The sequence below is a fragment of the Thioalkalivibrio nitratireducens DSM 14787 genome (genome assembly GCF_000321415.2).
Lineage (GTDB): Bacteria > Pseudomonadota > Gammaproteobacteria > Ectothiorhodospirales > Ectothiorhodospiraceae > Thioalkalivibrio > Thioalkalivibrio nitratireducens.
On the sequence record NC_019902.2, the window covers coordinates 273,172 to 296,293 of the forward strand.

General features: G+C 65.8%; 22 protein-coding genes. 14 read left to right on the forward strand and 8 right to left on the reverse strand.

Annotated features, from left to right (window positions below):
• Positions 1 to 20: 20 nt before the first annotated feature.
• Together TVNIR_RS01300 and TVNIR_RS01305 are read left to right on the forward strand one after the other, a co-directional pair.
• Complete coding sequence (locus tag TVNIR_RS01300; RefSeq protein ID WP_015257142.1) at positions 21 to 1,094, forward strand: efflux RND transporter periplasmic adaptor subunit; 1,074 nt, start codon at positions 21 to 23, stop codon at positions 1,092 to 1,094.
• On the forward strand, positions 1,091 to 4,225 hold the full coding sequence (locus TVNIR_RS01305; RefSeq protein ID WP_015257143.1) for an efflux RND transporter permease subunit: 3,135 nt from the start codon (positions 1,091 to 1,093) through the stop codon (positions 4,223 to 4,225). The genes TVNIR_RS01300 and TVNIR_RS01305 overlap by 4 nt, the downstream gene beginning before the upstream one ends.
• Before the next feature lie 55 nt (positions 4,226 to 4,280).
• Here the strand turns inward: TVNIR_RS01305 and msrB are convergent, their stop codons facing one another.
• The gene (msrB, locus tag TVNIR_RS01310; protein ID WP_015257144.1) at positions 4,281 to 4,700 is read right to left on the reverse strand and encodes a peptide-methionine (R)-S-oxide reductase MsrB; all 420 of its coding nucleotides are present in this window, start codon (positions 4,698 to 4,700) and stop codon (positions 4,281 to 4,283) included.
• 229 nt (positions 4,701 to 4,929) lie between these two features.
• Between msrB and TVNIR_RS01315 the strand changes: the two genes are divergently transcribed.
• From TVNIR_RS01315 to TVNIR_RS01340, 6 genes are all read left to right on the forward strand, one after another.
• Positions 4,930 to 7,146 carry an HAD-IIB family hydrolase gene (locus TVNIR_RS01315; RefSeq protein WP_015257145.1) on the forward strand — a complete coding sequence of 739 codons (2,217 nt, stop codon included), beginning with the start codon at positions 4,930 to 4,932 and terminating at the stop codon, positions 7,144 to 7,146.
• Positions 7,147 to 7,288: 142 nt separating this feature from the next.
• On the forward strand, positions 7,289 to 7,708 hold the full coding sequence (locus tag TVNIR_RS01320) for a DUF2934 domain-containing protein (protein WP_237251702.1): 420 nt from the start codon (positions 7,289 to 7,291) through the stop codon (positions 7,706 to 7,708).
• 30 nt (positions 7,709 to 7,738) lie between these two features.
• Positions 7,739 to 8,266: an RDD family protein gene (locus tag TVNIR_RS01325; protein ID WP_015257147.1), complete on the forward strand. Its 528-nt coding sequence runs from the start codon at positions 7,739 to 7,741 to the stop codon at positions 8,264 to 8,266.
• 880 nt (positions 8,267 to 9,146) lie between these two features.
• Positions 9,147 to 9,869: a hypothetical protein gene (locus TVNIR_RS19955; protein ID WP_015257151.1), complete on the forward strand. Its 723-nt coding sequence runs from the start codon at positions 9,147 to 9,149 to the stop codon at positions 9,867 to 9,869.
• A 284-nt stretch (positions 9,870 to 10,153) separates the two neighbouring features.
• Positions 10,154 to 11,155 (forward strand): linear amide C-N hydrolase, encoded by a 1,002-nt coding sequence (locus TVNIR_RS01335; RefSeq protein ID WP_015257152.1) that lies wholly within the window; start codon positions 10,154 to 10,156, stop codon positions 11,153 to 11,155.
• 260 nt (positions 11,156 to 11,415) lie between these two features.
• Positions 11,416 to 11,985, forward strand: a complete 570-nt coding sequence (locus tag TVNIR_RS01340) for a hypothetical protein (protein ID WP_043739032.1) — start codon at positions 11,416 to 11,418, stop codon at positions 11,983 to 11,985.
• A 46-nt stretch (positions 11,986 to 12,031) separates the two neighbouring features.
• Here the strand turns inward: TVNIR_RS01340 and cysQ are convergent, their stop codons facing one another.
• From cysQ to TVNIR_RS01355, 3 genes are read right to left on the reverse strand one after another with little or no spacing between them, the layout of a single operon-like run.
• Entirely contained in the window at positions 12,032 to 12,862 is an 831-nt protein-coding gene (gene cysQ, locus TVNIR_RS01345; RefSeq protein WP_015257154.1) for a 3'(2'),5'-bisphosphate nucleotidase CysQ, read from the reverse strand.
• Complete coding sequence (nudE, locus tag TVNIR_RS01350) at positions 12,859 to 13,413, reverse strand: ADP compounds hydrolase NudE (protein WP_015257155.1); 555 nt, start codon at positions 13,411 to 13,413, stop codon at positions 12,859 to 12,861. The genes cysQ and nudE overlap by 4 nt, the downstream gene beginning before the upstream one ends.
• A gap of 5 nt (positions 13,414 to 13,418) precedes the next feature.
• Positions 13,419 to 14,129 (reverse strand): hypothetical protein, encoded by a 711-nt coding sequence (locus TVNIR_RS01355; protein WP_015257156.1) that lies wholly within the window; start codon positions 14,127 to 14,129, stop codon positions 13,419 to 13,421.
• A gap of 36 nt (positions 14,130 to 14,165) precedes the next feature.
• Between TVNIR_RS01355 and TVNIR_RS01360 the strand changes: the two genes are divergently transcribed.
• The 3 genes from TVNIR_RS01360 (at position 14,166) to TVNIR_RS01370 (ending at position 16,129) form a co-directional block, all read left to right on the forward strand.
• Positions 14,166 to 14,906, forward strand: coding sequence for an HAD-IA family hydrolase (locus TVNIR_RS01360; protein ID WP_015257157.1), 741 nt, complete (start codon positions 14,166 to 14,168; stop codon positions 14,904 to 14,906).
• 117 nt (positions 14,907 to 15,023) lie between these two features.
• Positions 15,024 to 15,335, forward strand: a complete 312-nt coding sequence (hspQ, locus tag TVNIR_RS01365; RefSeq protein WP_015257158.1) for a heat shock protein HspQ — start codon at positions 15,024 to 15,026, stop codon at positions 15,333 to 15,335.
• Between the two features lie 131 nt (positions 15,336 to 15,466).
• Positions 15,467 to 16,129, forward strand: a complete 663-nt coding sequence (locus TVNIR_RS01370; RefSeq protein WP_015257159.1) for a sulfite exporter TauE/SafE family protein — start codon at positions 15,467 to 15,469, stop codon at positions 16,127 to 16,129.
• 11 nt (positions 16,130 to 16,140) lie between these two features.
• Here the strand turns inward: TVNIR_RS01370 and TVNIR_RS01375 are convergent, their stop codons facing one another.
• The 4 genes from TVNIR_RS01375 to TVNIR_RS01390 form a co-directional block, all read right to left on the reverse strand.
• Entirely contained in the window at positions 16,141 to 16,593 is a 453-nt protein-coding gene (locus TVNIR_RS01375) for a DUF4426 domain-containing protein (protein ID WP_015257160.1), read from the reverse strand.
• A 761-nt stretch (positions 16,594 to 17,354) separates the two neighbouring features.
• A complete protein-coding gene (locus tag TVNIR_RS01380; protein ID WP_015257161.1) occupies positions 17,355 to 17,912 on the reverse strand; it encodes a YggT family protein in 558 nt (185 codons plus the stop codon).
• A 136-nt stretch (positions 17,913 to 18,048) separates the two neighbouring features.
• The gene (gene proC, locus TVNIR_RS01385; protein ID WP_015257163.1) at positions 18,049 to 18,867 is read right to left on the reverse strand and encodes a pyrroline-5-carboxylate reductase; all 819 of its coding nucleotides are present in this window, start codon (positions 18,865 to 18,867) and stop codon (positions 18,049 to 18,051) included.
• Positions 18,864 to 19,577, reverse strand: coding sequence for a YggS family pyridoxal phosphate-dependent enzyme (locus TVNIR_RS01390; RefSeq protein ID WP_015257164.1), 714 nt, complete (start codon positions 19,575 to 19,577; stop codon positions 18,864 to 18,866). The genes proC and TVNIR_RS01390 overlap by 4 nt, the downstream gene beginning before the upstream one ends.
• A 107-nt stretch (positions 19,578 to 19,684) precedes the next feature.
• Here TVNIR_RS01390 and TVNIR_RS01395 point away from each other — a divergent pair, with 107 nt between their 5' ends.
• From TVNIR_RS01395 to TVNIR_RS01405, 3 genes are all read left to right on the forward strand, one after another.
• On the forward strand, positions 19,685 to 20,719 hold the full coding sequence (locus tag TVNIR_RS01395; protein WP_015257165.1) for a type IV pilus twitching motility protein PilT: 1,035 nt from the start codon (positions 19,685 to 19,687) through the stop codon (positions 20,717 to 20,719).
• Positions 20,720 to 20,780: 61 nt separating this feature from the next.
• Positions 20,781 to 21,953 carry a PilT/PilU family type 4a pilus ATPase gene (locus tag TVNIR_RS01400; RefSeq protein ID WP_015257166.1) on the forward strand — a complete coding sequence of 391 codons (1,173 nt, stop codon included), beginning with the start codon at positions 20,781 to 20,783 and terminating at the stop codon, positions 21,951 to 21,953.
• A 7-nt stretch (positions 21,954 to 21,960) separates the two neighbouring features.
• Entirely contained in the window at positions 21,961 to 23,091 is a 1,131-nt protein-coding gene (locus tag TVNIR_RS01405; RefSeq protein WP_015257167.1) for a PilT/PilU family type 4a pilus ATPase, read from the forward strand.
• The last annotated feature ends 31 nt before the right edge of the window (positions 23,092 to 23,122 follow it).

A 23,122-nucleotide genomic window follows, 5' to 3' on the forward strand; every position in this document is an offset into this window, starting at 1 on the left:
TGTGTCCGGAGGGCATTGCGTTGAAGACCTTTGTTGGTGTGCTGGTCGTCGCCATTCTGGGAGGGATCGGATTGTGGTACTGGTCGCTTCATGACGACGGTGCGGGCAATGCCAGCCCCGCCGCCGGCAATGCGGCCCTGGACCGCCGGGTCCCGGTACGCCTAGCCGTGGTCGAGCCGCTGCGTTTCGAGACCGTGCTGGAGTCGCTGGGTACGGCGCAGGCAAATGAATCGGTGACGCTGACTGCGACCGTGACCGCCAATGTGGCCGCGATTGGGTTCCGGGATGGCGACGAAGTCGAGGCCGGGCAGGTGCTGGTGCGGCTGGCTTCGGCCGAGGAGCTCGCCGAACAGCGGGAGGCCCAGGTGACGCTGACCGAACAGCGCAGGGAACTGAACCGCATTCGAGGTCTGGCGGCGGACGGCATCGTGCCGCGGCAGCAGGTCGACCAGCAACGCTCGCGCGTGGAAGAGGCGGAGGCCCGGCTTGCTGCGGTCGAAGCGCGGCTCTCCGATCGCGTGATCCGCGCGCCGTTCAGCGGCGTGCTGGGACTGCGGCGCGTCAGCACTGGCTCGCTGGTCACTCCGGGTACTGCTGTCGCCGAACTCGACGACATCTCGTTGATCAAGGTCGACTTCACCATACCCGAACGCTTCCTGGGTGTGGTGAGGCGCGGCATGCCGATCGAGGCCCGTAGCGTCGCGTTCCGGGACCGCGTGTTCGAAGGCGTGGTCACCGCAATCAGCACCCGCGTCGATGTTGCGACCCGTACCTTCACCGTGCGCGCGGAGATCGACAACCCTGACCGCGAGCTACGTCCGGGCATGCTGCTGACGACACGGCTGGCGCTGGACCCTGCCGACCGCCTGGCGATTCCGGAAGGCGCAGTGCTGGCCACTGCCGATCAGCATTTTGTGTTCGTGCTGGCCGAGGACGGCACGGTGCAGCGCCGACAGATCCGCATCGGCCGGCGTCAGCCGGGCTGGGTTGAGGTGCTGGATGGGCTCGCCAACGGTGACCGCGTGGTTCACGAAGGCATCCTGCGCGTACGCGAGGGCAGCGAGGTGCGGGTGCTGGGCGAGGAAGCGGTATGATCATCTCCGACATCGCGAACCGACGGCCGGTGCTGGCAGTGGTGTTCAACCTGCTGCTGGTGACCTTCGGCCTGATCGCCTACCAGCAGCTGCCGCTGCGCGAATACCCGGACGTCGATGCGCCGGTCGTCACGGTGCAGACTGGCTACCCCGGAGCGAGCGCCGAAATCATCGAGCGCGAGGTGACCCAGCGCCTCGAGGACCGGATCGCTGGGATCGAGGGGATCCGCTACATCGAGTCGTCGAGCCGCGACGGTCGCTCGTCGATCACCATCGAGTTCAACCTGAATCGCGACATCGACGGCGCCGCCAACGACATCCGCGAAGCGGTGTCCCGCGTGATCCGTTTCCTTCCCGACGAGGTCGACCCGCCGCAGGTGACCAAGGCGGATGCGGATGCCAGCCCGATCCTGTGGCTCAATCTGTCCAGCACGACGATGGATGGTCTGGAGCTCGCCGACTACGCGCGCCGTTACCTGGTCGACCGGCTGTCCGTGGTCGACGGCGTCGCGCTGATCCGGCTTGGTGGCGCGAAACGCTATGCGATGCGCATCTGGGTGGACCGCGAGGCGCTGGCCGCCCGCGGACTGACCGTTGCCGACATCGAGGACGCGCTGCGCCGCGAGAACGTCGAGCTCCCCGCTGGCCGGATCGACTCGCTCGACCGCGAGTTCAAGGTGCGGGTCGACCGGATGTACCGCACCGCGGAGGACTTCGCGGGCCTGGTGATCCAGCGTGCCGACAACCAGCACCTGGTGCGCCTGGGCGAAGTGGCCGAGGTCGCCGTGGGCTCGGATTCCGAGCGCACCGAGTTCCGCGGCAACGGCGAGGACATGGTCGGTCTCGGCATCATCCGCCAGGCCAATGCCAACGTGCTCGACGTCGCGAACGGGGCCAAGCGGGTCGCCGCGGAACTGCAGGAGCAGTTGCCCGACGGCACCTCGCTGGTGGTTACTTACGACAGCTCGGTGTTCATCGAAGGCGCGATCCGCGAGGTCTACATCACGCTGGCGATCGCGACCGCGGCGGTGGTACTGGTGATCTACCTGTTCCTCGGCAGTTGGCGCGCGACCTTGATCCCGGGGGTGACCGTGCCAGTCGCGATCACCGCCGCGTTCATCGGGATCAGCCTGCTCGGATTCTCGGTCAACCTGCTGACACTGCTGGCACTGGTGCTCGCGATCGGCCTGGTGGTCGACGACGCGATCGTGATGCTGGAGAACATCCACCGGCGCATCGAGCGCGGCGAGCCAGGACTGCTCGCCGCCTATCGCGGTGCGCGCCAGGTCGGTTTCGCGATCGTAGCGACTACCTCCGTGCTGGTCGCGGTGTTCGTGCCGCTGGCCTTTCTCAGTGGCACGGTCGGGCGGCTGTTTACCGAGTTCGCGCTGGCGATCGCGATCGCGGTGGTCTTCTCCAGCCTGGTTGCGCTGACCCTGGCTCCGGTGCTGTCGGGCCGGCTGATGCACAAGGGTGACGATGAAACCGGAATGGCCCGGATCATCGGACGCGGCTTCGGAGCACTGGAGCGCGGCTATGCGCGGCTTCTGCAGCGCAGCCTGCCCTACTCCTGGGGCGTGGTGCCGATCCTGCTGCTGAGCCTGGGTGGGGCCTGGTGGCTGCTGAACGAGATCCCGGACGAGTTCGCCCCCCGCGAGGACCGGGGTGCGTTCTTCGTGCTGGTCAACGGACCCGAGGGCGCGAGTTTCGAATACATGCGCGAACAGATGGCCGAAGTCGAGCGGCGCATGCTGCCGCTGACCGAGCAGGGCGAGGTGCGCCGGATCCTGGTTCGCACCCCGCGCGCTTTCGGCAATACCGAGGTGGTCAACAACGGCTTCGTGATCGTGATCATGCACCACTGGAACGACCGCGAGCGTTTGTCCTGGGAGGTGATGGAGGACATTAACGCATCGCTTGCCGAGATCCCGGGGATCCAGTCCCGGCTGGTGATGCGCCAGGGGCTTTCCCGTGGGCGAATCGGCCAGCCGGTGCAGTTCGTGATCACCGGGCCCGACTACGACGAACTGGCCGAGTGGGGCCAGACCCTACTGGAACGGGCCGAGGAAATTCCCGGGCTCGCGCGCCTGGATCTCGATTACAAGCCGACCCAGCCGCAGGTGACCGTCCGCATCGACCGTGACCGCGCGGCCGACCTCGGGGTGTCGCTGGCCACGGTCGGCCGAACGCTCGACGTGATGCTGGGCGGCCGCGCGGTGACCACCTACATCGATCGCGGCGAGGAGTACGACGTGATCATCGAGGGCCGTTCGGACCAGCGCCGCACGCCGGGCGACATCTCCAACCTCTACGTGCGTTCGGACAGCGGGGAACTGATCCCGCTGTCGAGCCTGGTGAGCTACCAGGAGGTTGCCGGGGCCGGCTCGCTGGAGCGCTACAACCGCGCCCGTTCGGTCACGCTCTCGGCGGCGGTGCAGGAGGGCTATACTCTCGGCCAGGTGCTGGCGGCGCTGGACGCCGCCGCCGACGAGGTGCTGCCGCCGGAGGCGCGGATCGACTACAAGGGCGAGTCGCTGGATCTGCGCGAGGGCAGCCAGGCGGTGTTTTTTACCTTTGTGCTTGCGCTGGTGATCGTCTACCTCGTGCTCGCGGCTCAGTTTGAGAGCTTCGTGCACCCGTTCGTGATCATGCTGACGGTGCCATTGGCAGTGGTCGGCGCATTGCTCGGGCTCTACCTCACCGGGCAGACGATCAACATCTACAGCCAGATCGGGATGGTGATGCTGATCGGGCTTGCGGCGAAGAACGGCATCCTGATCGTCGAGTTCGCCAACCAGCTGCGCGACCACGGGCGCGAGTTCAGCCATGCCGTGGTCGAGGCGGCTAGCATGCGCCTGCGCCCGGTGCTGATGACCGCGCTGACCACGGTGGCCGGCTCGATCCCGCTGATCCTGGCCACCGGCCCGGGTGCCGAAACGCGCTTCGTGATCGGCATCGCGGTGTTCTCCGGCGTCCTCTTCGCGACCCTGTTCACGCTGTTCGTGATCCCCGCCTCCTACGGGTTGCTCGCGCGCCAAACGACGTCCCCTAAGGCGATGACCCGACGCATCGAGCAACTCGACTCGCGCATCGACGATGTCGACCGCGGCCGCGAGGGCGGAGTCGCCTAGTGGGGCACGCGGGAAGTCCGTATCGCTTCACCGGACGCGCCGGCGCTGCGCCGGCTCACGTCCGGCCGCCGGCCCCGGACGGGCTCCTCTCGAACTGCAGCACTGAGGAGTTGATGCAGTAACGCAGACCGGTCGGCGCCGGGCCGTCGGGAAACACGTGCCCGAGATGCGCCTGGCAGCGGCCGCAGCGCACCTCGGTACGGAGCATCCCGTGACTCATATCGCGGTGTTCGGATACCGCGTCGCGGCTGGCCGGCGCGGTGAAACTCGGCCAGCCGGAACCCGAATTATACTTGTCGGTGGAACGGAACAGTTCGGCCCCGCAGCCGACGCAGTGATAGCGTCCCGGTGCCTTGTGATCGTGGTATTGGCCGGTGAAGGCCGGTTCGGTGCCGCCTTCGCGCGCGATGCGGTACTGCTCCGGGGTCAGCCGTTGCCGCCACTCGGCATCGGAAAGCTCGTCGAATCGGGACATCAGGGGGCTCCTCGGGAACGGGCTGTGTCGCGGGCGGGGCGCAAGCTTGGCCGGTTCACCGGCATTGTGTATGGTTACGGGCTGTGTGCGGCTCATCCGGAGCCGCGGGCCGCCCCGGGGGCCGGCAGGTACATCGCGCCGGTTACGCCTCCCCCGAAAGAGCCTGCCCGAGAGTCTAGCCGGCGCCGCTAGGCCTCTGAAGGATCCCACCCAAGCCGCGAGGAGAAACGTGAAGAAAACCCAGAGCAAGGCGCGGGCCGGCGAGGGCCTCTACCTCGTGCTGATCAGTGTGCACGGCCTGATCCGGGGCAGCAATCTGGAACTGGGTCGCGATGCCGACACCGGCGGCCAGACGCTCTACGTGGTGGAACTCGCGCGCGCGCTGGCGCGGCACTCGGAGGTGGGACGCGTCGACCTGGTGACCCGGCACGTGGAGGACAGCCGCGTGGCCAACGACTACGCGGTGCCCGAGGAGGACCTCGGGCACGGTGCCCGCATCGTCCGCGTCGAGTGCGGTTCCCGGCGCTACCTGCGCAAGGAGAAGCTCTGGCCGCACCTCGACTGCTTCGCCGACAACCTGCTGGACCACATCCGCAAGGTCGGGTTGCGCCCGGACGTGGTGCACGGACACTACGCGGATGCCGGCTACGTGGCCACGCGGATCTCCAACCTGCTCGGCGTTCCGATGCTGCAGACCGGGCACTCGCTGGGCCGCGTCAAGCGCGAGCGCCTGCTGGCCCACGGAGTGAAGGAGGAGGACATCGAGGCGCGCTACAACATCTCCGCGCGCATCCAGGCCGAGGAGGAGGCGCTGGCCCATGCCCACCGGGTGATCGCCAGCACCCGGCAGGAGGTTGAGGAGCAGTACGCGACCTACGACAATTACCACCCGTCGCGGATGACGGTCATCCCGCCGGGTACCGACCTGTCCCGTTTCCACCCGCCGAAGCGCGGCCAGCGCAAACCCCGCATCTGGCGCGAAATCACCCGCTTCCTCGAGAAATCCGAGCGCCCGCTGATCATGGCGCTGTCCCGGGCCGACGAGCGCAAGAACATCCGTGCACTGGTCGACGCCTACGCCCAGAGCGACTGGCTGCGTGAACACGCCAACCTGCTGATCGTGGCCGGCAACCGCGACGATATCAGCCAGATGGACAAGGGTGCGCGCGAGGTGTTGACCGACCTGCTGTTGCGCATCGATCGCCACGACCTGTACGGCAAGGTGGCGTATCCGAAGCACCACGGGGGCGACGACGTTCCCGACCTGTATCGGCTGGTGGCCTCCAGCCGCGGCGTGTTCGTGAACCCCGCATTGACCGAGCCGTTCGGTCTGACCCTGATCGAGGCCGCCGCCAGCGGTGCCCCGATCGTGGCCACCAACGACGGCGGCCCGCAGGAGATCATCTCGCGCTGCCACAACGGCGTGCTGGTCGATCCCTTGGATCCCCCCGGGATCACCACGGCCATCGAGTCGATACTCTCCGACCGCACCCTCTGGCGCCGCTTCTCCGAACAGGGTCTGAAGGGCGTGCGTGAACACTACTCCTGGGACGGCCATGCGGCGCGCTATGTGAAGCTGATCAAGGAACTGAACCGCGAGGTCCGGCGCAGCCGCCGCGAACAGCGTTCGGTGTCCGGCCGGCTGGTGGATGCCGACCGCGCGGTGCTGACCGATATCGACAACACCCTGATCGGCGACCCTGCGGCGCTGAAGGCCTTCCTAGCCTGGTTGCGCCGGCACCGAGGCAAGGTCGTGTTCGGAGTGGCCACCGGGCGGCGCCTGGATTCCGCGCAGGAGGTGCTGGCCCGGCACGGGGTTCCGGCGCCTGACCTGTGGATCACTTCGGTGGGTTCGGAAATCTACTACGGTGCGGAGGCGACGCCCGACAAGGGCTGGGCTCGCCACATCAGCCACCGCTGGCAACCGGACCGGCTGCGCGAACTGCTGTCGGAACAGCCGGGGCTCGAGCTGCAGCCCGAGGTGGACCAGCGACCGTTCAAGCTGAGCTATTTCGTGGATGCCGAAAAGTTCGAGGGCGCACCTGCGATCGACCGGCTGCTGTACCAGGCGGATCTGCATGCCCGCGTCGTCTACTCGCACGACATGTTCCTGGATCTCCTGCCGGTGCGGGCATCCAAGGGGCTGGCCGTGCGCTACGTCGCTCACAAGTGGGGTATCCCGCTGGAGCAGGTGCTGGTGGCCGGTGATTCCGGCAACGACGAGGACATGCTGCGCGGGCGGCTGCTCGGCGTCGTGGTCGGCAACCATCACCCGGAACTGGAAAAGCTGCGGGGGTTTACGCGCATCTATTTCGCCGAGGCTGCGCATGCCCGCGGCATCCTGGAAGCGGTGGAACATTTCGACCTGCTGAGCCGTTGCGACATCCCGCTGGAAGCCGCGTGCGGTCAGGCGGAGGCTGCATCGCCAGGGGCGCAGCCGGCCTGACCGCAGCTGCCTGAATGCGGCCCGGGAGCCTGCATCACCCGACGGTTTTTCCGGTACCGCGCGATCGCGTGTCGGCAATTTTCGCTGCATCCGGGTGAATTCGTGTTGAAGGGCCGGGTGGGCCGTCCTATGATCAACCACGGTGGCTGCCGGCGCGCAGCTCCGTTGTCAATATCGCTGGCAAGCTCTAGGGGGCTGCATCATGGCAAAACAACCGAAGAAAGGCGTAACCCAGTCCGAGGCCGCGGCAGCGGTGTCCGAACCCGCGGCGACCGTAGCGGCGAAGCCGAAGCAACCGGCGCGCGCAAGCAAGAAGGCCGCACCGACTGAGAAGAAGCCCGCCGCGCGCAAGGCAGCACCGCGCAAGGCAACGAACGGTAGCGGAGCGCGGGCACGGAACACGGCGACGGCCAACGGTGCGGATGTCAGTCCCGAGCAGCGCTACCGCATGATTCAGGATGCCGCGTATTTCATCGCCGAGCGCAACGGGTTCACCGGTGACCATCATGCTCACTGGCTGGAGGCCGAACAGGCCATCGACGCCCAGCTCGGCGGGCGCTGACGGCACGCCGGGGCGGGTGGGGGTCGGGCAATGCCTGCGGGCGAACGTTGGGAGGATCCGGGCCGCGTCCATCCGTGGATCCGACTCTGGGCGCGAGCCTTCGATGTATTGCTGGTCGCGGTGCCACTGGGGCTGGCCCAGTGGCACTGGTTCCGGCCGGCGGAGCCAGGCTGGTTCGACCTGATGCTGTTCGGCATGCTCGCGCTGTTCGTTTGGCTGCTGCTCGAACCCATCCTGATCAGCCGTCTGGCTACGAGCCCCGGCAAGTGGGTGTTCTCGATCCGGATCCTGAACCGGGATGGTTCCCGGCTCAGCTACTCGCAGGCGCTGCGCCGCTCGGACATGGTCTGGGCCAAGGGGCTCGGCGCGGGCACGCCGCTGATCGGCCAGTTCCTGATGGCTGCCCAGCATTACCAACTGTCGCGCGACGCCACCACCTTCTGGGATGACGAGGGCGGTTTCGACGTCCGCCACGGCGAGATCCGGGCTCCCCGTGTAATTGCCGCGGCCGCGATCGTAGCCTTTGCCGTTATCGCCCTGGCTGCAGGGGCTTACTGACGGCGATCCGGCGGAGGTCGGTCGCTCGATATCCGGCGCATTGGCTTGCGTGCTCCGCGCGTACCTTTCAGGAGTCTTTGTACATGCCGCCGTCTGCCAGGGACCGCGTTGCCCTCCCGTTCTGCTCGCGTTCGGCGTGATGCTGGTGCTCGCCGTTCACCACGGGTCGATGCTTCACGTCGGGGCGATCGGCCATTGGGACGAGTACTTCACGCTTGTGAACGATCGCCCGGTTTTTCGCTGCACGGCGACTGGTTCACGGTCTACACCAATCACCGGCCGAGCTTCTTCAAGCCACCGCTGCCGTACCGACTGCCGGTGTCCTGGCGCATTTCGATGATCTCGAGTTCGCCCTGAGGCTCTGGCCCTTTCTGTTCGGGCTCGCGCTGCTCGCCGCCACGGGGCTGCTCGCCTATGCACTCGTGCCGGGATACCCCTACGCGAGTCCGGCCGCGATCCTGATCTTTCCCGCTTCTTCGTCGTTATAGCGCCACAGCACCTCCGCGCTGCTGGACACGGGGGCGGCATTCTTCCTGACCCTCGCCATCGCTGCCTTCATTCTGGCGATGCGCCAGCCGAGATGGTGGTACGTGGTGGCGTTGGCGGCAGGGCTCGGCGCATTGCAGAAGGTTCCGGCGGCGATGGTGGCAATCCCGGCCTTTCTTGCGCTGATTCCATTGACCGCGCGGTTTCACGACGTATCTCTGCGCGCAATCGGGCGGAGTATCCATTTCCGGATTTCGCTGCTGCTCGGGGCGGCAATCTTTCTCTGGTGGCCGATCCTGCAGACGATGCTGTATGGCCCCGGGTCGTCAGGGCCGCGTACGGTCGCGGGCTCGTGGGCCGGTTTGCTCCGAACGGGGATCATGCGGATGTTCAGATGCAGTGGTGGCAGTGGATCCTGCGGGACGGCGCCGGTCTCTGGCTCCCGGCGATCGCCGCGCTGTTTCTGCTGCCCTTCATCGTTCGCCGGCCGGAGGCGTTTTTTCTACCGCTGGCGGCGGCCGGATTCGCGTTGATGCTTACGCTGGCTTCGGGGATGACCTACGATCGGTGCATCCTGCTGGTACTGCCGATCCTGGCAGCAAGCCTCGCCGCAATCCTGGCGCGGCTGATTCCATGGCGGGGACTGGTCGTCCCCGTCGCACTGTTGCTGGCGTTCTGGGGCGGTATGCCGTTGCAGTCGGTCAAATCGCTGAGGCTGACGAACCCCGCTCAGAGCCAGTATCGGCCCCTGCTCGAGGATTTCGCCCGGGTGCTGCGAGATGACGAGAGCCCGGTCTACTGCAACTGGTCCCGGCAGCTCCGTATCGTCCCTGGCGCCTATTCATTCCACGCCAGCAATGGCAGAAGCTTCACACGGCTGCGCAGTCCCAACGACCTGGTCGTGCGGGCGCGTCAACGCGGTGCGGCAGGGCCGCTGTATCGCGGACTCTGCGACGGGGCGGAACTCGACGATCTGCGCCCGTATCTCGACGATCTGCGCCCGTATCTCGACGATCTGCGCCCGTATCTCGACGATCTGCGCCCGTATCTCGACGATCTGGAAGTGATCGCGGAACTGAATGGGCTCTTGCACTGGAAGGGCAGGGTCGCTCGATAGGCCGTGCGGCCCTGTGCCCTGCGTGCGCGCCGGGCAGCAGTGCCGGCCGCACGGCATGCCCTCCGAATTCGGCCGGCGGTGGCCCGTTGCGGTCACCGCTGCGCGTTGCTGTCCTGCAGCAAATCGAGTTCCTGTCCGGTAGACTGTGCGCGCATAGTGAGATCCAGCAACGTACGGCATCCGGCGCTGCTTTGCGCTGTCGCGGAATGCGGTCGTCATCACCGAAGCGGGAGGGGGTGAAAATGAGTCACGGAATCTTGTCTCTTGCCATTGCATGCGTGTGCATGCTTTCGATCGCGCCGCAAGCCCATGCCTGCACGCGGGCTGTCTATCAGGGGCCCGAGGGTCTGACCATCACGGCCCGTTCGATGGACTGGAAAGATGAGATCCCCGCCAATCTGTGGCTGTTTCCCAGGGGGATGGAGCGGCACGGGGCGGTCGGTCCGAACTCGGTTACCTGGGTCTCCAGGTATGGGAGCATCGTGGCGAGCGCTTTCGATATTGCCAGCGCCGATGGAATGAACGAGAAAGGCCTGGTCGCCAACCTGCTCTGGCTCACCGAATCCCGCTATCCGGACTTCGACGGGGATCAGCAGGGCCTGAGTATCGCTGCCTGGGTGCAGTACGTGCTTGATAATTTCGCCACGGTTGAAGAAGCGGTCGACGCGCTGAGCGAGGAGCCCTTCGTGGTGGTTTCCACGAACATCCCCGGGACCGACCGTTTCGGAACGCTGCACCTGTCGATCTCCGACGTAATGGGCGACAATGCGATTTTCGAGTACGTGGATGGAGCGCTGACGATTCATCATGGAATGTCGTACACGGTGATGACGAACTCGCCGGTCTTTGAACAGCAGCTTGCGCTGAACGAATACTGGAAGCAGATCGGCGGCACCACCATGTTGCCCGGAACCAACCGGCCGGCGGATCGCTTTGTGCGGGCATCGTTCTACATGGATGCGATCCCCAGAACCAGCGACCCGCGAATTGCGGTGGCGAGCGTCTTCAGTGTCATCAGGAATGCCTCCGTTCCTTTTGGCATCTCAACGGAAGGTGAGCCCCACATCTCGTCGACGAGGTGGAGGTCGGTGTCTGACCAGAAGCATCTCGTGTATTACTTCGAGACAGCGCTGACACCGAACACGTTCTGGGTAGACCTGAACCGGGTCGATTTCGGCGCAGACAGCGCTGTCAGGCAGCTGCCGCTGGCAAAGCACGAGGTCTATTCCGGCGAAGTGTCGGATGCATTCGAAGAAGCCGAGCCGTTTGCATTTGCGGGGCTGTGAAAAGCTGATGGTATCGCCGCGGGAGCGTCCGCGCTTTCGGCCAGCGCGATCCGGTGCCTCGATGTGCCGACGCCGCTCGCGCTGCCGGTGCAGGCTAACGCTCGGTGGTGCGTGTAAAACCCTGCTTTTCCAGTTGAGACGATTGACCAACGGCAGTGCAGGATCTAGGAAACTTGTTGAAGGCGGCTGAATTTACCCCTCTTTCCCTTGCAGCCCCGGGTCGAGTGGGCGCCGGGGCACCCATACAGGAGGGTACTGTGATGGGAATCCGCACCCCCGGCCGGCGGGAAGCCTATCGTCGGTGGCCACCTTTCGTGGCCTTGGTCGCCGCACTCGGCATCGTCGCATCGCTGGGCTCCACTGCCGTGGCCCAGCCCTTCAACCCACCCGGGCATGAGTTGCGTGCGCCGACGCCGGTGCAGCTCCATCTCCGGGGCGGATTCCAGGACGGCTCGATCAACTTGTTCGACAGCGGCATCGGTGTCCGGTCCTACACGGTTCCCGATGGGGCCGTGCTGCGCCTGACTTACGTCTCGTGCCGGGCCATCTCCAACGACGCGCAGCACGTCCAGATCTTCTTCTCGACGACCGCGGAGACGCCTGGAATGATTTCGCCGCTGCGCGTGGTGGAGCTGCTGACCGAGGGGTTCATCGAGAACCAGTTGCCCCAGCGCCGCGCAGTGGTCTCCGGACCGGTGGACGCGTGGCTGGGTATCGAGACGCCGGGTGGACCGATCATCGGTTCGACCCTCACCCTGAACGCGCAACGTGACACCAATCAGGGTACTGGGGGTGTCGAGTGTGCCGTCGCCGGTGAACTGACCGGGTAGGCGCCTCGCGCGCGCCGGCGCCGAGCGCAGGTGCACCGATTCGGGTTCAGGCGGTGGGGCTGTCCAGGCCCAGGCGCGACAGCCAGTCGCGAGGGTCTTCGGCGCAGACCAGGAATTCGGGGTTGAGCAGCGACTCCCGGGTGTTGTAGCGCAGCTCGGCTCCGGTCAGATCCACGACGCGCCCACCCGCAGCGTCGACTACCGCATGTGCCGCGGCGGTGTCCCACTCGCTGGTGGGTCCGAGGCGGGGGTACAGGTCGGCGGCGCCCTCGGCGACTAGGCAGAGCTTCAGGGAGCTGCCCATCGGGACGAGTTCATGCGGGCCGAGCTTCTCCAGCGCGGCGCGCAGCCGGTCGTTGCCGTGGGAACGGCTGCCGACCACGCGCGGCCTGTGTCCGGGTGTGGGCGGCCGCACCCGGATCGGTACCCGCGACGCCGCGGAGGTTTCCCGGAACGCGCCGAGGCCGCGAGCGCCCGAGTAGAGGGTGCCGAGCACCGGGCTCCAGACGACACCGAGCAGCGGGTCGTGGCGCTCGATCAAAGCGATGTTCACGGTGAACTCGCCGTTGCGTTTCACGAATTCGCGCGTGCCGTCCAGCGGATCGATCAGCCAGTACGATTCCCAGTGCCGGCGCTCGGTGAACGGGACGTCACGTCCCTCTTCGGACAGCAGCGGGAGTTCCGGGGTCAGTTCCCTGAGACGCGCGCTGATGATGCGGTGTGCCGCGAGGTCGGCTTCGGTCAGCGGCGACCGGTCGTCCTTCTCCATCGTCGCGAAACGCGTCTCGTAGACGTCGAGAATCGCATCCCCGGCCTCGCGGGCGATGTTCCGGGCCTCGTTCAGCAGCACCTCGACCGGCAGCGAAAGCCCGCTCATGACGCGGCTGCCAGCAGTCGTTCGCGCACCATGAACAATGCGGCGATGGAGCGGGCTTCGGAGCAGTCCTCGCGCTCCAGCAGGCGACCCAGGTCGGCCAGCCGCCAGGGGAGCACCTCGATCTCCTCGGGTTCGTCGCCCGGAACCCGGTGCTCGTACAGATCCTGCGCCAGGACGAGATGCGAGGTATGGGACATGTAACCGGGAGCGAGCGAGAACGATCCGAGGTGGCTCAGGCGCCGGCTGCCAAAGCCGATCTCCTCCATGATCTCGCGGTCGGCTGCGGCCAGGATGTCCTCGTCCGCCTCGATTCGCCCCTTCGGCAGGCCCAGCTCGTAGCGGTGGGTGCCCGCCGCGTACTCGCGGATCAGCAGCACGGTCTCCGCGTCTAGCATCGGCGCGATCACCACCGCGCCGCGGCCGCTGCTGAGCAGCCGTTCGTAGCGGGCATGCACTCCATTGCTGAACTCCAGATGCATCTCCTCGACCTCGAACAGACGGCTGCGGGCCACCGTGCGGCGATGATGGACGGCGGGCTTGGTGCGCTGCATGGGCATCAGTCGGTCGTGTCCGCGCCCCGTGAGCCGTTCACGAACCGCAGCACGGTGTTCAGGCGCCCCTCGAAGGTGGCGTCGATGATCACCCCGTGCCGCGACTCGGTGACATCGAAACCCGGTTGGGCGTCCGGCGTGGTGTCCGTCAGTGACAGGTCGAGATCGCCCCAGTTGATCGCGACGGTCACCCGCATCGGATAATAGCCATCGAGGAAACGCCGCATGAACGGCCCGTTTTCCAGCACGTAACTGCCGTCGTCCAGCACTCGGAGCATCTGGGAGCGCGCACGCACGCAGAGTTCGGCGTCCGGTTGGACACGGCGCAACTGCACCGAGGCCCCGTCGACCCAGGTTTCCTCGATATTGTTCTGCGATTCGATCTCGATGTCCCGTGTTGTGGCATCATTATAGAGAATCTGTGCCCGGGGGACCCGGTCGATGTCGCGATGACACTGGCGCAGCGTAACCCAGCCGTCATCCAGGCTGCTTGCAGCCAGCGTGATCTGGTTCTCGTGGTGGTGCATCGGCTGCTCCGGCCGTTCACTGAGAAACTGCAGTGCGCCCCGATTGGTTTCCGGTCGGGGCGGTTCCCATAGGCTGTCGTCGTCGAACGGGTCGACCGGCTCGGCGGCACCCAGCGGCAGCGCCAGCACGGCCAGCGCGGCGAATCGCAGACTGCGGCGGGACAGGCGCGGATACAATGTGCCAGGCATGATGAACGCCTCTCTGTTTCTCTCCGGATATTAAGCATGGACACTGCGACTGCGTCAAAAAATCCTCCGGCGTTTTCCACGGCAGATCGCCGCCTGCCGTGGGCGGAGATCGACACGGTGCTGTTCGACATGGATGGGACGCTTCTGGACCTGCATTTCGACAACCGCTACTGGCGCGAATTGATTCCCGACGAGTATGCCCGACTGCATGGCCATGAACCGGAATTGGCGCGCCAGCGCCTGCTGGCGGAGATGGAGCGGACCCACGGCCAGTTGCAGTGGTACTGCCTGGACCACTGGGTCCGTTTCACCGGGCTCGATCTGTTGGCGCTGAAGGCGCGGCTGGAGCGATACATCGCGTTTCATCCCTACGCGCTGGACGTGCTCGACACGCTGCGGGTGCAGGGCAAGCGCCTGCTGCTGGTCACCAATGCACATCCCGAGGTGTTCGCGTTCAAGCATTCCCGCACCGGTCTCGGAGATCATCTGCACCGCGTCGTGTCCGCGCACGCGCTCGATTGCGCGAAGGAGGAGGGCTGCTTTTGGGAACGGCTGCAGACGGTGGAACGCTACGACCCGCAGCGCACCCTGCTCGTGGACGACAACCTGGCCGCGCTCGCGAGTGCGCGTGCGGCCGGTGTGCAGCACCTGCGCGGCGTGCGTTATCCGGATTCGCGCGGACCCGCAATGCAGTCGGCGGATTTCCACCTGCTGGAGAACCTGGCGGAACTGTTGCCCGACCGCCTGCTCCACGCCTATGGTTCGGCCCCGGTGTGACGGCCATTCCGGCGTTCGCGCGCGGGACGCCAATGGACCTGAATCAATGAGGTTGAACTGGAAGTTCGCACGAATGCCCAAACTGTACAGGTAGGTGAATTCGGAAGCGAGGAGCTTATGCGTCACGCAGCGTTTGCAATCGGGCAGATCATCCATTTTCGGGATGGGAATGCGCGTGGGGTCGTGGTCGACGTCGACGAGAGCTTCCGTGCGCCGGTGGAATTGCCCGAACAGGTGCGCGCCGGTTTGCCGAGCCCCGAACAGCCCTGGTATTACGTGCTGGTCGACGGTACCGATGACCGCGTGTATGTGGCCGAGGAGAGCGTGCAGGCCGATCTCGACCGTTCCCCGGTCGAGCATCCCGGCATCGACCAGTTTTTCCGCCGTTTCGGCAATGGCCGTTACCAGCCCCAGTACTCGCTGAACTGAGTCGTTGTCCCTGCGCATGAGATCACGCGGGTGATGCTGCGCGGTTTTCGGGTGCGAGCCGTCGCTCCGGCTCGGCTGGCGGTGCCGTCTGCTGCGCGAGCCAGGGGCGCCGCGGATCCCGGGAGCCGTTGATGGAACCGGGGACTCTGGTTGCGGCATTCGCGGTCGGCGTGCTGGGCGGAGTCCACTGCCTCGGCATGTGCGGCGGGATTGTCGGGGCGATCTCCCTGAGCCACGGACCGGGCGCCGCGCCTGCGTGGTCCCGCCTGCTTGCGTACAACCTGGGGCGGATGACGAGCTACGTCGTCGCTGGCGCACTCGCGGGGCTGCTCGGCGCGGTACTCCTCGGCGGTCTGCCGCAGGGGCAGCGGGTGCTCGAATTCCTGGCCGCGGTGTTCCTGGTATTGCTGGGCCTGTATCTGGCCGGCTGGTGGCCGGTCCTGGCCCGGCTGGAGCGCGTCGGAGGGCGGGTATGGCGGCGGATCGAGCCGCTGGGGCGGCGCTTCATCCCTGTGCAGCATGCCGGGCAGGCGTTCGCGGTCGGTGGGATCTGGGGCTGGCTGCCCTGTGGCCTGGTCTACAGCGTGCTGGTCTGGACGCTATCGGCGGGCAGCGCCACCGACGGCGCGCTACTGATGGCTGCGTTCGCCCTTGGTACGCTCCCCAACCTGATGCTGATGGGCATTTTTGCCGCCCGGCTGGCGCGGGTCGTACGTAATGACTGGCTGCGCAAGGGTGCCGGTACGCTGCTGATCGTCTATGGCGCGTGGCGGCTGGCGGGTGCGCTGGTCTGACACGCTCGCCTTCAGTGAGCGAACACGGCCTGCCGGAAATTCAAGAGCATGGGCTGGGCGGCGCCTGCTGCGCGGATCTGGACGCTGAAGTCCAGGACTTCGGCCGGGCGCACCCGGACCTCCGCGAGGTGGTAGATCGCGTCGCCTTCGTGGACTTCGCGGAATTCCAGTGAGCGGACCTGCTGGCTCAGGTTTACGGTCCGTCCGCTCAGGGATACGGATACCGGATGCAGGTCGTCCCCGTCCCGTTCCATCACCACGATGTTCACCAGCGCACGTCCGCGGCTGCGACGAACGTCGTAGGCGCGGGCGACCTCGGGCGAAAGAAAAGTGGTGTTGACCACGCTGTAGTGCACGACATGGCTGTCGAAGTCGACCTCCTCCGCGTGGGCAGAGCCGACGCCGAGGAAGGTCCCCAGAACGATGCCCAGTAACGCCACGAATGTTGGCTGCACGATCGTCATTCCCACTTCTCCTCTCTCGATGTTCGGGGATGTCCGCGCGCACCCGTGCTGCAGTCGTTGCAGGGCGGTTCAGCGCGCGGCGGCTCATTCCAAGTCTAGTTGGAAATTCCGGGACCGCGACCGTGGGTAACCCCGTATTGTCGCCCGCCCGCGCCCGGTCGTGTTGCTGGCGGGCCGGTTGCACGCGCTTGGGTTGCGCCGGGAGAGCCCGGGAGCCCCGGCTTTCTTGCGTGGGAACGGCGGCTGACGGCCTTCGGCCGCGCACGCCCTGCGCATGTTTCTTCGCCCGGGTATGCCTTGATCGTTAGCGTGAAAATACGCCGCCCTAGAATCGTATGTCTCTGATTTATAATCGTAGTTTCATCCTTCGGGGTGCCTCGCGGCCGAGGGCATGACAGTTAGCGTGAAAATACGCCGCCCGAGAATCGTATGTCTCTGATTCATAATCGTAGTTTCATCCTTCGGGGTGCCTCGCGGCCGAGGGCATGAAAGTTAGCGTGAGAATCCAGCCACAGACGAGCACGGAAATCATGGAAGATGAAACGGATCAAACCTTTTTTCCGTGTCTGTCCGTGGCTCGCCTTTTCATGTTGCGGGGTGACCGCTGGCCATGGAAGTTGGCGTGAAAAAACAGCCACGAACAAACACGGAAGTGATCACTACGGATACGCACAATCCTTTCTGTGCGTTTCTGTGCGTTTCTGTGTTTTTCCGTGGCTCGTTCTCATCCTTCGGGACGCCTTGCCTGCGGGCATCACAGGTTAGATCGAGCGTGCCAGGATCAGCAGGATGTAGAGCCCGATCAATGCAACCATCGGCGAGAAATCGATCGCTCCGGTGCTCGGCAGATTGCGCCGCAGAGGGGCGAGGATCGGGCGATTGACGTCCGCGACCAAGCGTGCCACCGGGTTGCCGCGCATGTCGCCGCCGCCCGCCTGGACCCAGCTCAGTACGACCTCGACGATCAGGCTGACGATGAGAATCCAGATGGTGGTGACCAGCACGGCCGAGATCGCGGCCAGCATGATCGTGCCGAAACCGGGCTGGATACCCATCAGCGCCGTGCGCAGCCAGAGTTCGACGACCTTGAGCAGCAGGATCAGTACCACCGCAGCCAGGTCCAGCCGCCCCAGCGGCGGAATGAAGCGCCGCATCAGCACCAACGGCGGATTGGTGAGCTGAACGATGGTCTGCGAGATCGGATTGAAAAAATCGGCCCGCACCAGTCCGAAGATCAGGCGCAGCAGCAGCAGGATGATGTAGATCCCGAACAGGGTGCTGATCAGGAAATCGAGGATCTGGTCGACAGGGCCTTGCATTGTCAACTCCGGAGTCGTGGGTCAGGTTGCGACGGGTCGGCCGTCTGCGTTGCGCCGCCCGGCCCGCGAGCTGCGGGATCGGCGCCCGATCGCGGAAGTGGCGGACCGGGCAACGGAACTGTCGCGGTGACGACCGTCATTCGCCGAGTTCGCGGCTGCGCATCGCGGCGGATTGTAGCGCCCGGTCCACCAGACCCGCGAAGTCTCCATCCTGGAAGGTGTCGATCGCACGCTCGGTGGTGCCGCCCGGAGAGGTGACTCGGACCCTGAGCTGGGTGGGACTTTCCGGACTTTCGGCGGCCAGCCGGGCGGCCCCGCTGACGGTGGCCAGCGTCAGGCGATGCGCGGTGAGCGGATCGAGGCCGAGCCGGGTCGCGGCTGCTTCCATGGCCTCGATCAGCAGAAAGACGTAGGCCGGTCCGCTGCCCGATGTCGCCGTGACCGCGTGCATCAGGTCTTCGTGTTCGACCCAGATCGTTTCCCCGACCGATCCAAGCAGCCGTTCCGCGGCCTGCCGGTCCGGCGCGGTCGCGCGCGGGTTCGCGTACAGGCCGGCGATGCCTGCCCCGACCAGCGCGGGGGTGTTGGGCATCGCGCGGATAATGCGGGTGTCCGGCCCGAGCCAGCCCGCGAGTCGGGTGGTGGTGATCCCCGCGGCGATCGAAACGACCAGTGGCTCGGCCCGAGTGATTTCGGGCGCGAGGTCCGGAGCGGCGTGGGGCAATACTTGCGGTTTGACAGCCAGCACCAGCGTGCGGACGGTTCCGGCGAGTTCCCCGGCGTCCAGCAGCACAAGGCCGGGGAAGCGTTGCAGCAGGTCGCGGGCCCGCGCCGAATCGGGCTCGGCGATGCCGATGTTGCTGGCGTCCATGCCCGCCCGAATCAGACCCGCGATCAGGGCCTGCCCCATGTTTCCGGCGCCGATGAAGCCGGTTTCGAGTGTGCTTTCGCTCATGCCTGTGTCACCTGCGCATTGCGTGGGCCAAAGAGTGCGGTTCCGACCCGGACCAAGGTGGCGCCTTCGAGGATCGCCGCCTCCAGGTCGCCCGACATGCCCATCGACAGAGTGTCGAGTCGATGCCCTCTGGCGTTCAGCCGGTCGAGCAGCTCCCGCAGGCGGCGAAACGGTCGCCGCTGTTCGGTCGGGTCGGTGCTGGGGGGTGGCAGCGCCATCAGGCCCCGCAGCCGGAGGCCGGGGAGTTCCGCGGTGGCCGCCGCCAGTGGCTCCAGATCGGCCTCGGCGATTCCCGCCTTGCCGGGTTCGCCACTCAGGTCGACCTGCAGGCAGACCTGTAGCGCGGGGCGATCGGCCGGTCGCTGGTCCGACAGGCGCTGGGCGATCTTCAGGCGGTCGATGCTGTGGACCCAGTCGGCGCGTTCCGCCACCGCCCTTGTCTTGTTGCGCTGCAGCGCGCCGATGAAATGCCATTCCAACGGTGGCACCACGGCTCGGGGGGTGAGCGCCTCCCATTTTGCAACGAACTCTTGCACGTAGTTCTCCCCGAAGCGCGCTTGCCCGAGTGCATGCAATGCCAGGATTTCCCGGGCCGTGCGCGTCTTGCTCACCGCAATCAGCTGCACGGAGTCGGGGTCACGTCCTGCCAGCCGGCAGGCCGATTCGATCCGCTGGTGCACCTGGATCCAGCACGTTTCCAGTTGTGTCATGGGGCTATGATATATTCGCCGGAAGGGTGATGTGGGGGCGGGTCACGACGCCCGGCCTGCATCGCGTGGCGCTGTGGCCCGCACGCCTCGGGATCAGGAGGGACTCGATGGACATTACCCAGTTGCTTTCCTTTGCGGTCAAGAACGGCGCGTCGGACCTGCATATCTCGGCGGGCATGCCCCCGCTGGTCCGCATCGATGGCGACATGCGTCGCGTGAATGTGCCGGCAATGGACCACAAACAGATCCAGGCGCTGATCTATGACATCATGAACGATCGTCAGCGCAAGGACTACGAGGAGTTCTGGGAAACCGACTTCTCGTTCGAGCTGAAGGGGCTTGCGCGGTTTCGCGTCAATGCCTTCAACCAGGATCGGGGCGCGGCAGCGGTGTTCCGTACGATCCCGTCCAAGGTGCTGACGCTGGACGATCTGGGCGCGCCCCGGGTGTTCGAGAAGATCTCCGACTATCCGCGCGGCATCGTGCTGGTGACGGGGCCGACGGGGTCCGGCAAGTCGACCACGCTCGCGGCGATGGTCAACCACAAGAACGACAACGAGTACGGCCACATCCTCACCATCGAGGATCCCATCGAGTTCGTGCACGAATCGAAGAAGTGCCTGGTGAACCAGCGCGAGGTACACCGGGACACGCACGGGTTCAGCGAGGCCCTGCGCTCGGCGCTGCGCGAGGATCCGGACACGATCCTGGTCGGCGAGCTGCGCGACCTCGAAACGATTCGGCTGGCGTTGACCGCGGCGGAAACCGGGCACCTGGTGTTCGGCACGCTGCACACCAGTTCCGCGGCCAAGACCATCGACCGGGTCGTCGACGTGTTCCCGGCGGCGGAGAAGGACATGGTGCGGGCGATGCTGTCGGAATCCCTGCGCGCGGTGATCTCGCAAACGCTGCTGAAGCGCGTGGGCGGCGGCCGGATCGCTGCGCACGAGATCATGCTGGGGACGCCGGCGATCCGCAACCTGATTCGCGAGAATAAGATCGCGCAAATGTATTCGACCATCCAGACGAGTGCCAACCTGGGCATGCAGACGCTCGACCAATGTCTGAAGGACATGCTTGCGGAAGGCACGATAACGCGCGACGATGCAAGGCGTCGGGCGGTCAATCCCGACGCCCTCTGAGTGATCGCGATGCATCGCCGGGGTCGTCGCTTCAACCAGCAGCGCAGGCGCAAGCGAAGCCATGGATCGTGACAAGGCCATACGTTACATGCACGACCTGCTGCGGACGATGGTGGGCCGCGGCGGGTCGGATCTGTTCATCACGGTGGGCATGCCGCCGGCGGCCAAGATCAATGGCCTGGTGCAGCCGATGACCGACCAGAAGCTGACCTCGGCCCATACGCAGGTGCTGGTGCGTTCGATGATGAACGACAAGCAGTCCGCCGAGTTCGACCGCACGCACGAGTGCAACTTCGCGATCGCGCTCGAGGGGGTATCGCGCTTCCGCGTCAGTGCTTTTACCCAGCGCGGGAGCGTCGGCATGGTGCTGCGCACGATCCAGGGCAAGATCCCGAGTTTCGAAGAGATCAACATGCCGCCGCAGCTCAAGGATATCGCGATGACCCGGCGCGGGCTCGTGATCTTCGTCGGGGCGACCTCGTCCGGCAAGTCGACCTCGCTGGCCGCGATGATCGGCTACCGCAACCGTCATGCGGCCGATCACATCATCACCATCGAGGATCCGATCGAGTTCGTGCATCCGCACGACAAGAGCATCGTGACCCAGCGCGAGGTCGGGGTGGATACCGAAAGCTACGAGGTTGCGCTGAAAAACACGCTGCGCCAGGCGCCCGACGTGATCCTGATCGGCGAGATCCGCGACCGGGCCACGATGGACTACGGCATCGCTTTCGCCGAAACCGGCCACCTGTGCCTGTCCACGCTACACGCGAACAACACCAACCAGGCGCTGGATCGGATCATCAACTTCTTCCCGGAGGAGCGCCGGCCGCAGTTGCTGATGGACCTGTCGCTGAATCTGAAGGCCGTTGTGTCGCAGCGCCTGATCCGGACACAGGATGGCGAAGGGCGGGTGCCGGCGGTGGAGATCATGATCAACACGCCGCTGATGTCCGACCTGATTCTGAAGGGGGCGGTGCACGAGATGAAGGACCTGATCGCCCGCTCGCGCGAGCAGGGCATGCAGACCTTCGACCAGGCGCTGTTCGACCTCTACGAGACGGGCAAGATCAGTTACCAGGAAGCGATCCGCAACGCGGATTCGATGAACGATCTGCGTCTGCGGGTGAAGCTGGACAGCAAGCGGGCGCAGCGCGAGGAGGAACCCGACGTAATGGACGACCTCTCCGGCCTGTCGGTTGCCGACAAGGCCGACGATTTCGTCGCGCGCTGAGCCGGTCATGAGTGCCCCTCAGATCGAGCCCTACCTGAAGCTGATGGCCCAGAAGGGCGCGTCGGATCTGTTTTTCATTACCGGGGCGCCGATCAGTATCAAGGTCGACGGGCGGGTGCAGCCGCTCTCCCAGACGCCGTTGGAGCCGGGGCAGGTGGAGAAGATCGCGCGCGAGATCATGACCGCGACCCAGCAGGAACAGCTGGACACGCAGCATTCCTCGAACTTCGGTGTGTCGCGTACCGGACTCGGTCGCTACCGCATCAACGTCTACCGCCAGCGGGGCGAGGTCGCGATGGTTATCCGCTTCATCCGGCTGGTCATTCCGACGATGGAGGAACTCGGTCTGCCCGCTGTGCTGAAGACCTTCTCGATGCACCGCAACGGTCTGGTGCTGATCGTCGGGGCTACGGGTACCGGCAAGTCGACCACGCTGGCCACAATGATCGACCACCGGGCGCGGCAGGAAACCGGGCACATTCTCACGGTCGAGGATCCAATTGAGTTCCTGTTCTCGCACCGCAAGTCACTCGTCGGCCAGCGCGAGGTCGGGATCGACACGCCCAGCTACGAGCTCGCGCTGCAGGACGGGATGCGCGAGGCTCCGGACGTGATCATGGTCGGCGAGGCCCGCAGCCGCGAGACGATGCGCGCGGCGCTGACGTATGCGGATACCGGGCACCTGGTGCTGACGACCCTGCACGCCACCAGCGCCAACCAAGCGATGGATCGGCTGATCAACATGTTCCCGGAGGACTTCCGCGGCCAGATCCTGGCCGACCTGTCGCTGAACCTGCGCGCGATCGTCGCGCAGCGGTTACTGCAGACCCCCCGGGGTACGCGGGTCGCGGCACTCGAAGTACTGGTGAATACGCCCTACGTGTCCGAGTTGATTCGCGAGGACAAGATCGGCGAGATCAAGGAGGCGATGACGAAGGGCGCCAAGGATGGTATGCAGACCTTCGACCAGGCACTGTTCCGTCTCTACAAGGCGGGCCAGGTCGAGCTGGAGGAGGCGCTGTCGAAGGCCGATTCCCGGGCCGATCTCGAATGGCGTCTCAATTTTGGCGGCGGTGTCGGCACCCTCGAGGGCGAGGTCGAGGAGGAGTTCAGGATGCCGGAGGACACGCAGCGCTGACATTCGCCGGCCCGAAACCCGGCGTGCTCCG

What these genes read in the sequence shown, in the direction of transcription:
- TVNIR_RS01390 (WP_015257164.1), bottom strand. Translation starts at nt 19,577, where the DNA reads ATGACACAACTGGAAACGTGCTGGATCCAGGTGCACCAGCGGATCGAA.
- TVNIR_RS01355 (WP_015257156.1), bottom strand. Translation starts at nt 14,129, where the DNA reads ATGCCTGGCACATTGTATCCGCGCCTGTCCCGCCGCAGTCTGCGATTC.
- cysQ (WP_015257154.1), bottom strand. Translation starts at nt 12,862, where the DNA reads ATGAGCGGGCTTTCGCTGCCGGTCGAGGTGCTGCTGAACGAGGCCCGG.
- TVNIR_RS01325 (WP_015257147.1), top strand. Translation starts at nt 7,739, where the DNA reads ATGCCTGCGGGCGAACGTTGGGAGGATCCGGGCCGCGTCCATCCGTGG.
- TVNIR_RS01360 (WP_015257157.1), top strand. Translation starts at nt 14,166, where the DNA reads ATGGACACTGCGACTGCGTCAAAAAATCCTCCGGCGTTTTCCACGGCA.
- TVNIR_RS01395 (WP_015257165.1), top strand. Translation starts at nt 19,685, where the DNA reads ATGGACATTACCCAGTTGCTTTCCTTTGCGGTCAAGAACGGCGCGTCG.
- nudE (WP_015257155.1), bottom strand. Translation starts at nt 13,413, where the DNA reads ATGCAGCGCACCAAGCCCGCCGTCCATCATCGCCGCACGGTGGCCCGC.
- TVNIR_RS01305 (WP_015257143.1), top strand. Translation starts at nt 1,091, where the DNA reads ATGATCATCTCCGACATCGCGAACCGACGGCCGGTGCTGGCAGTGGTG.
- TVNIR_RS01375 (WP_015257160.1), bottom strand. Translation starts at nt 16,593, where the DNA reads ATGACGATCGTGCAGCCAACATTCGTGGCGTTACTGGGCATCGTTCTG.
- TVNIR_RS01380 (WP_015257161.1), bottom strand. Translation starts at nt 17,912, where the DNA reads ATGCAAGGCCCTGTCGACCAGATCCTCGATTTCCTGATCAGCACCCTG.
- hspQ (WP_015257158.1), top strand. Translation starts at nt 15,024, where the DNA reads ATGCGTCACGCAGCGTTTGCAATCGGGCAGATCATCCATTTTCGGGAT.
- TVNIR_RS01340 (WP_043739032.1), top strand. Translation starts at nt 11,416, where the DNA reads ATGGGAATCCGCACCCCCGGCCGGCGGGAAGCCTATCGTCGGTGGCCA.
- TVNIR_RS01370 (WP_015257159.1), top strand. Translation starts at nt 15,467, where the DNA reads ATGGAACCGGGGACTCTGGTTGCGGCATTCGCGGTCGGCGTGCTGGGC.
- msrB (WP_015257144.1), bottom strand. Translation starts at nt 4,700, where the DNA reads ATGTCCCGATTCGACGAGCTTTCCGATGCCGAGTGGCGGCAACGGCTG.
- proC (WP_015257163.1), bottom strand. Translation starts at nt 18,867, where the DNA reads ATGAGCGAAAGCACACTCGAAACCGGCTTCATCGGCGCCGGAAACATG.
- TVNIR_RS01400 (WP_015257166.1), top strand. Translation starts at nt 20,781, where the DNA reads ATGGATCGTGACAAGGCCATACGTTACATGCACGACCTGCTGCGGACG.
- TVNIR_RS01405 (WP_015257167.1), top strand. Translation starts at nt 21,961, where the DNA reads ATGAGTGCCCCTCAGATCGAGCCCTACCTGAAGCTGATGGCCCAGAAG.
- TVNIR_RS01335 (WP_015257152.1), top strand. Translation starts at nt 10,154, where the DNA reads ATGCTTTCGATCGCGCCGCAAGCCCATGCCTGCACGCGGGCTGTCTAT.
- TVNIR_RS19955 (WP_015257151.1), top strand. Translation starts at nt 9,147, where the DNA reads ATGCAGTGGTGGCAGTGGATCCTGCGGGACGGCGCCGGTCTCTGGCTC.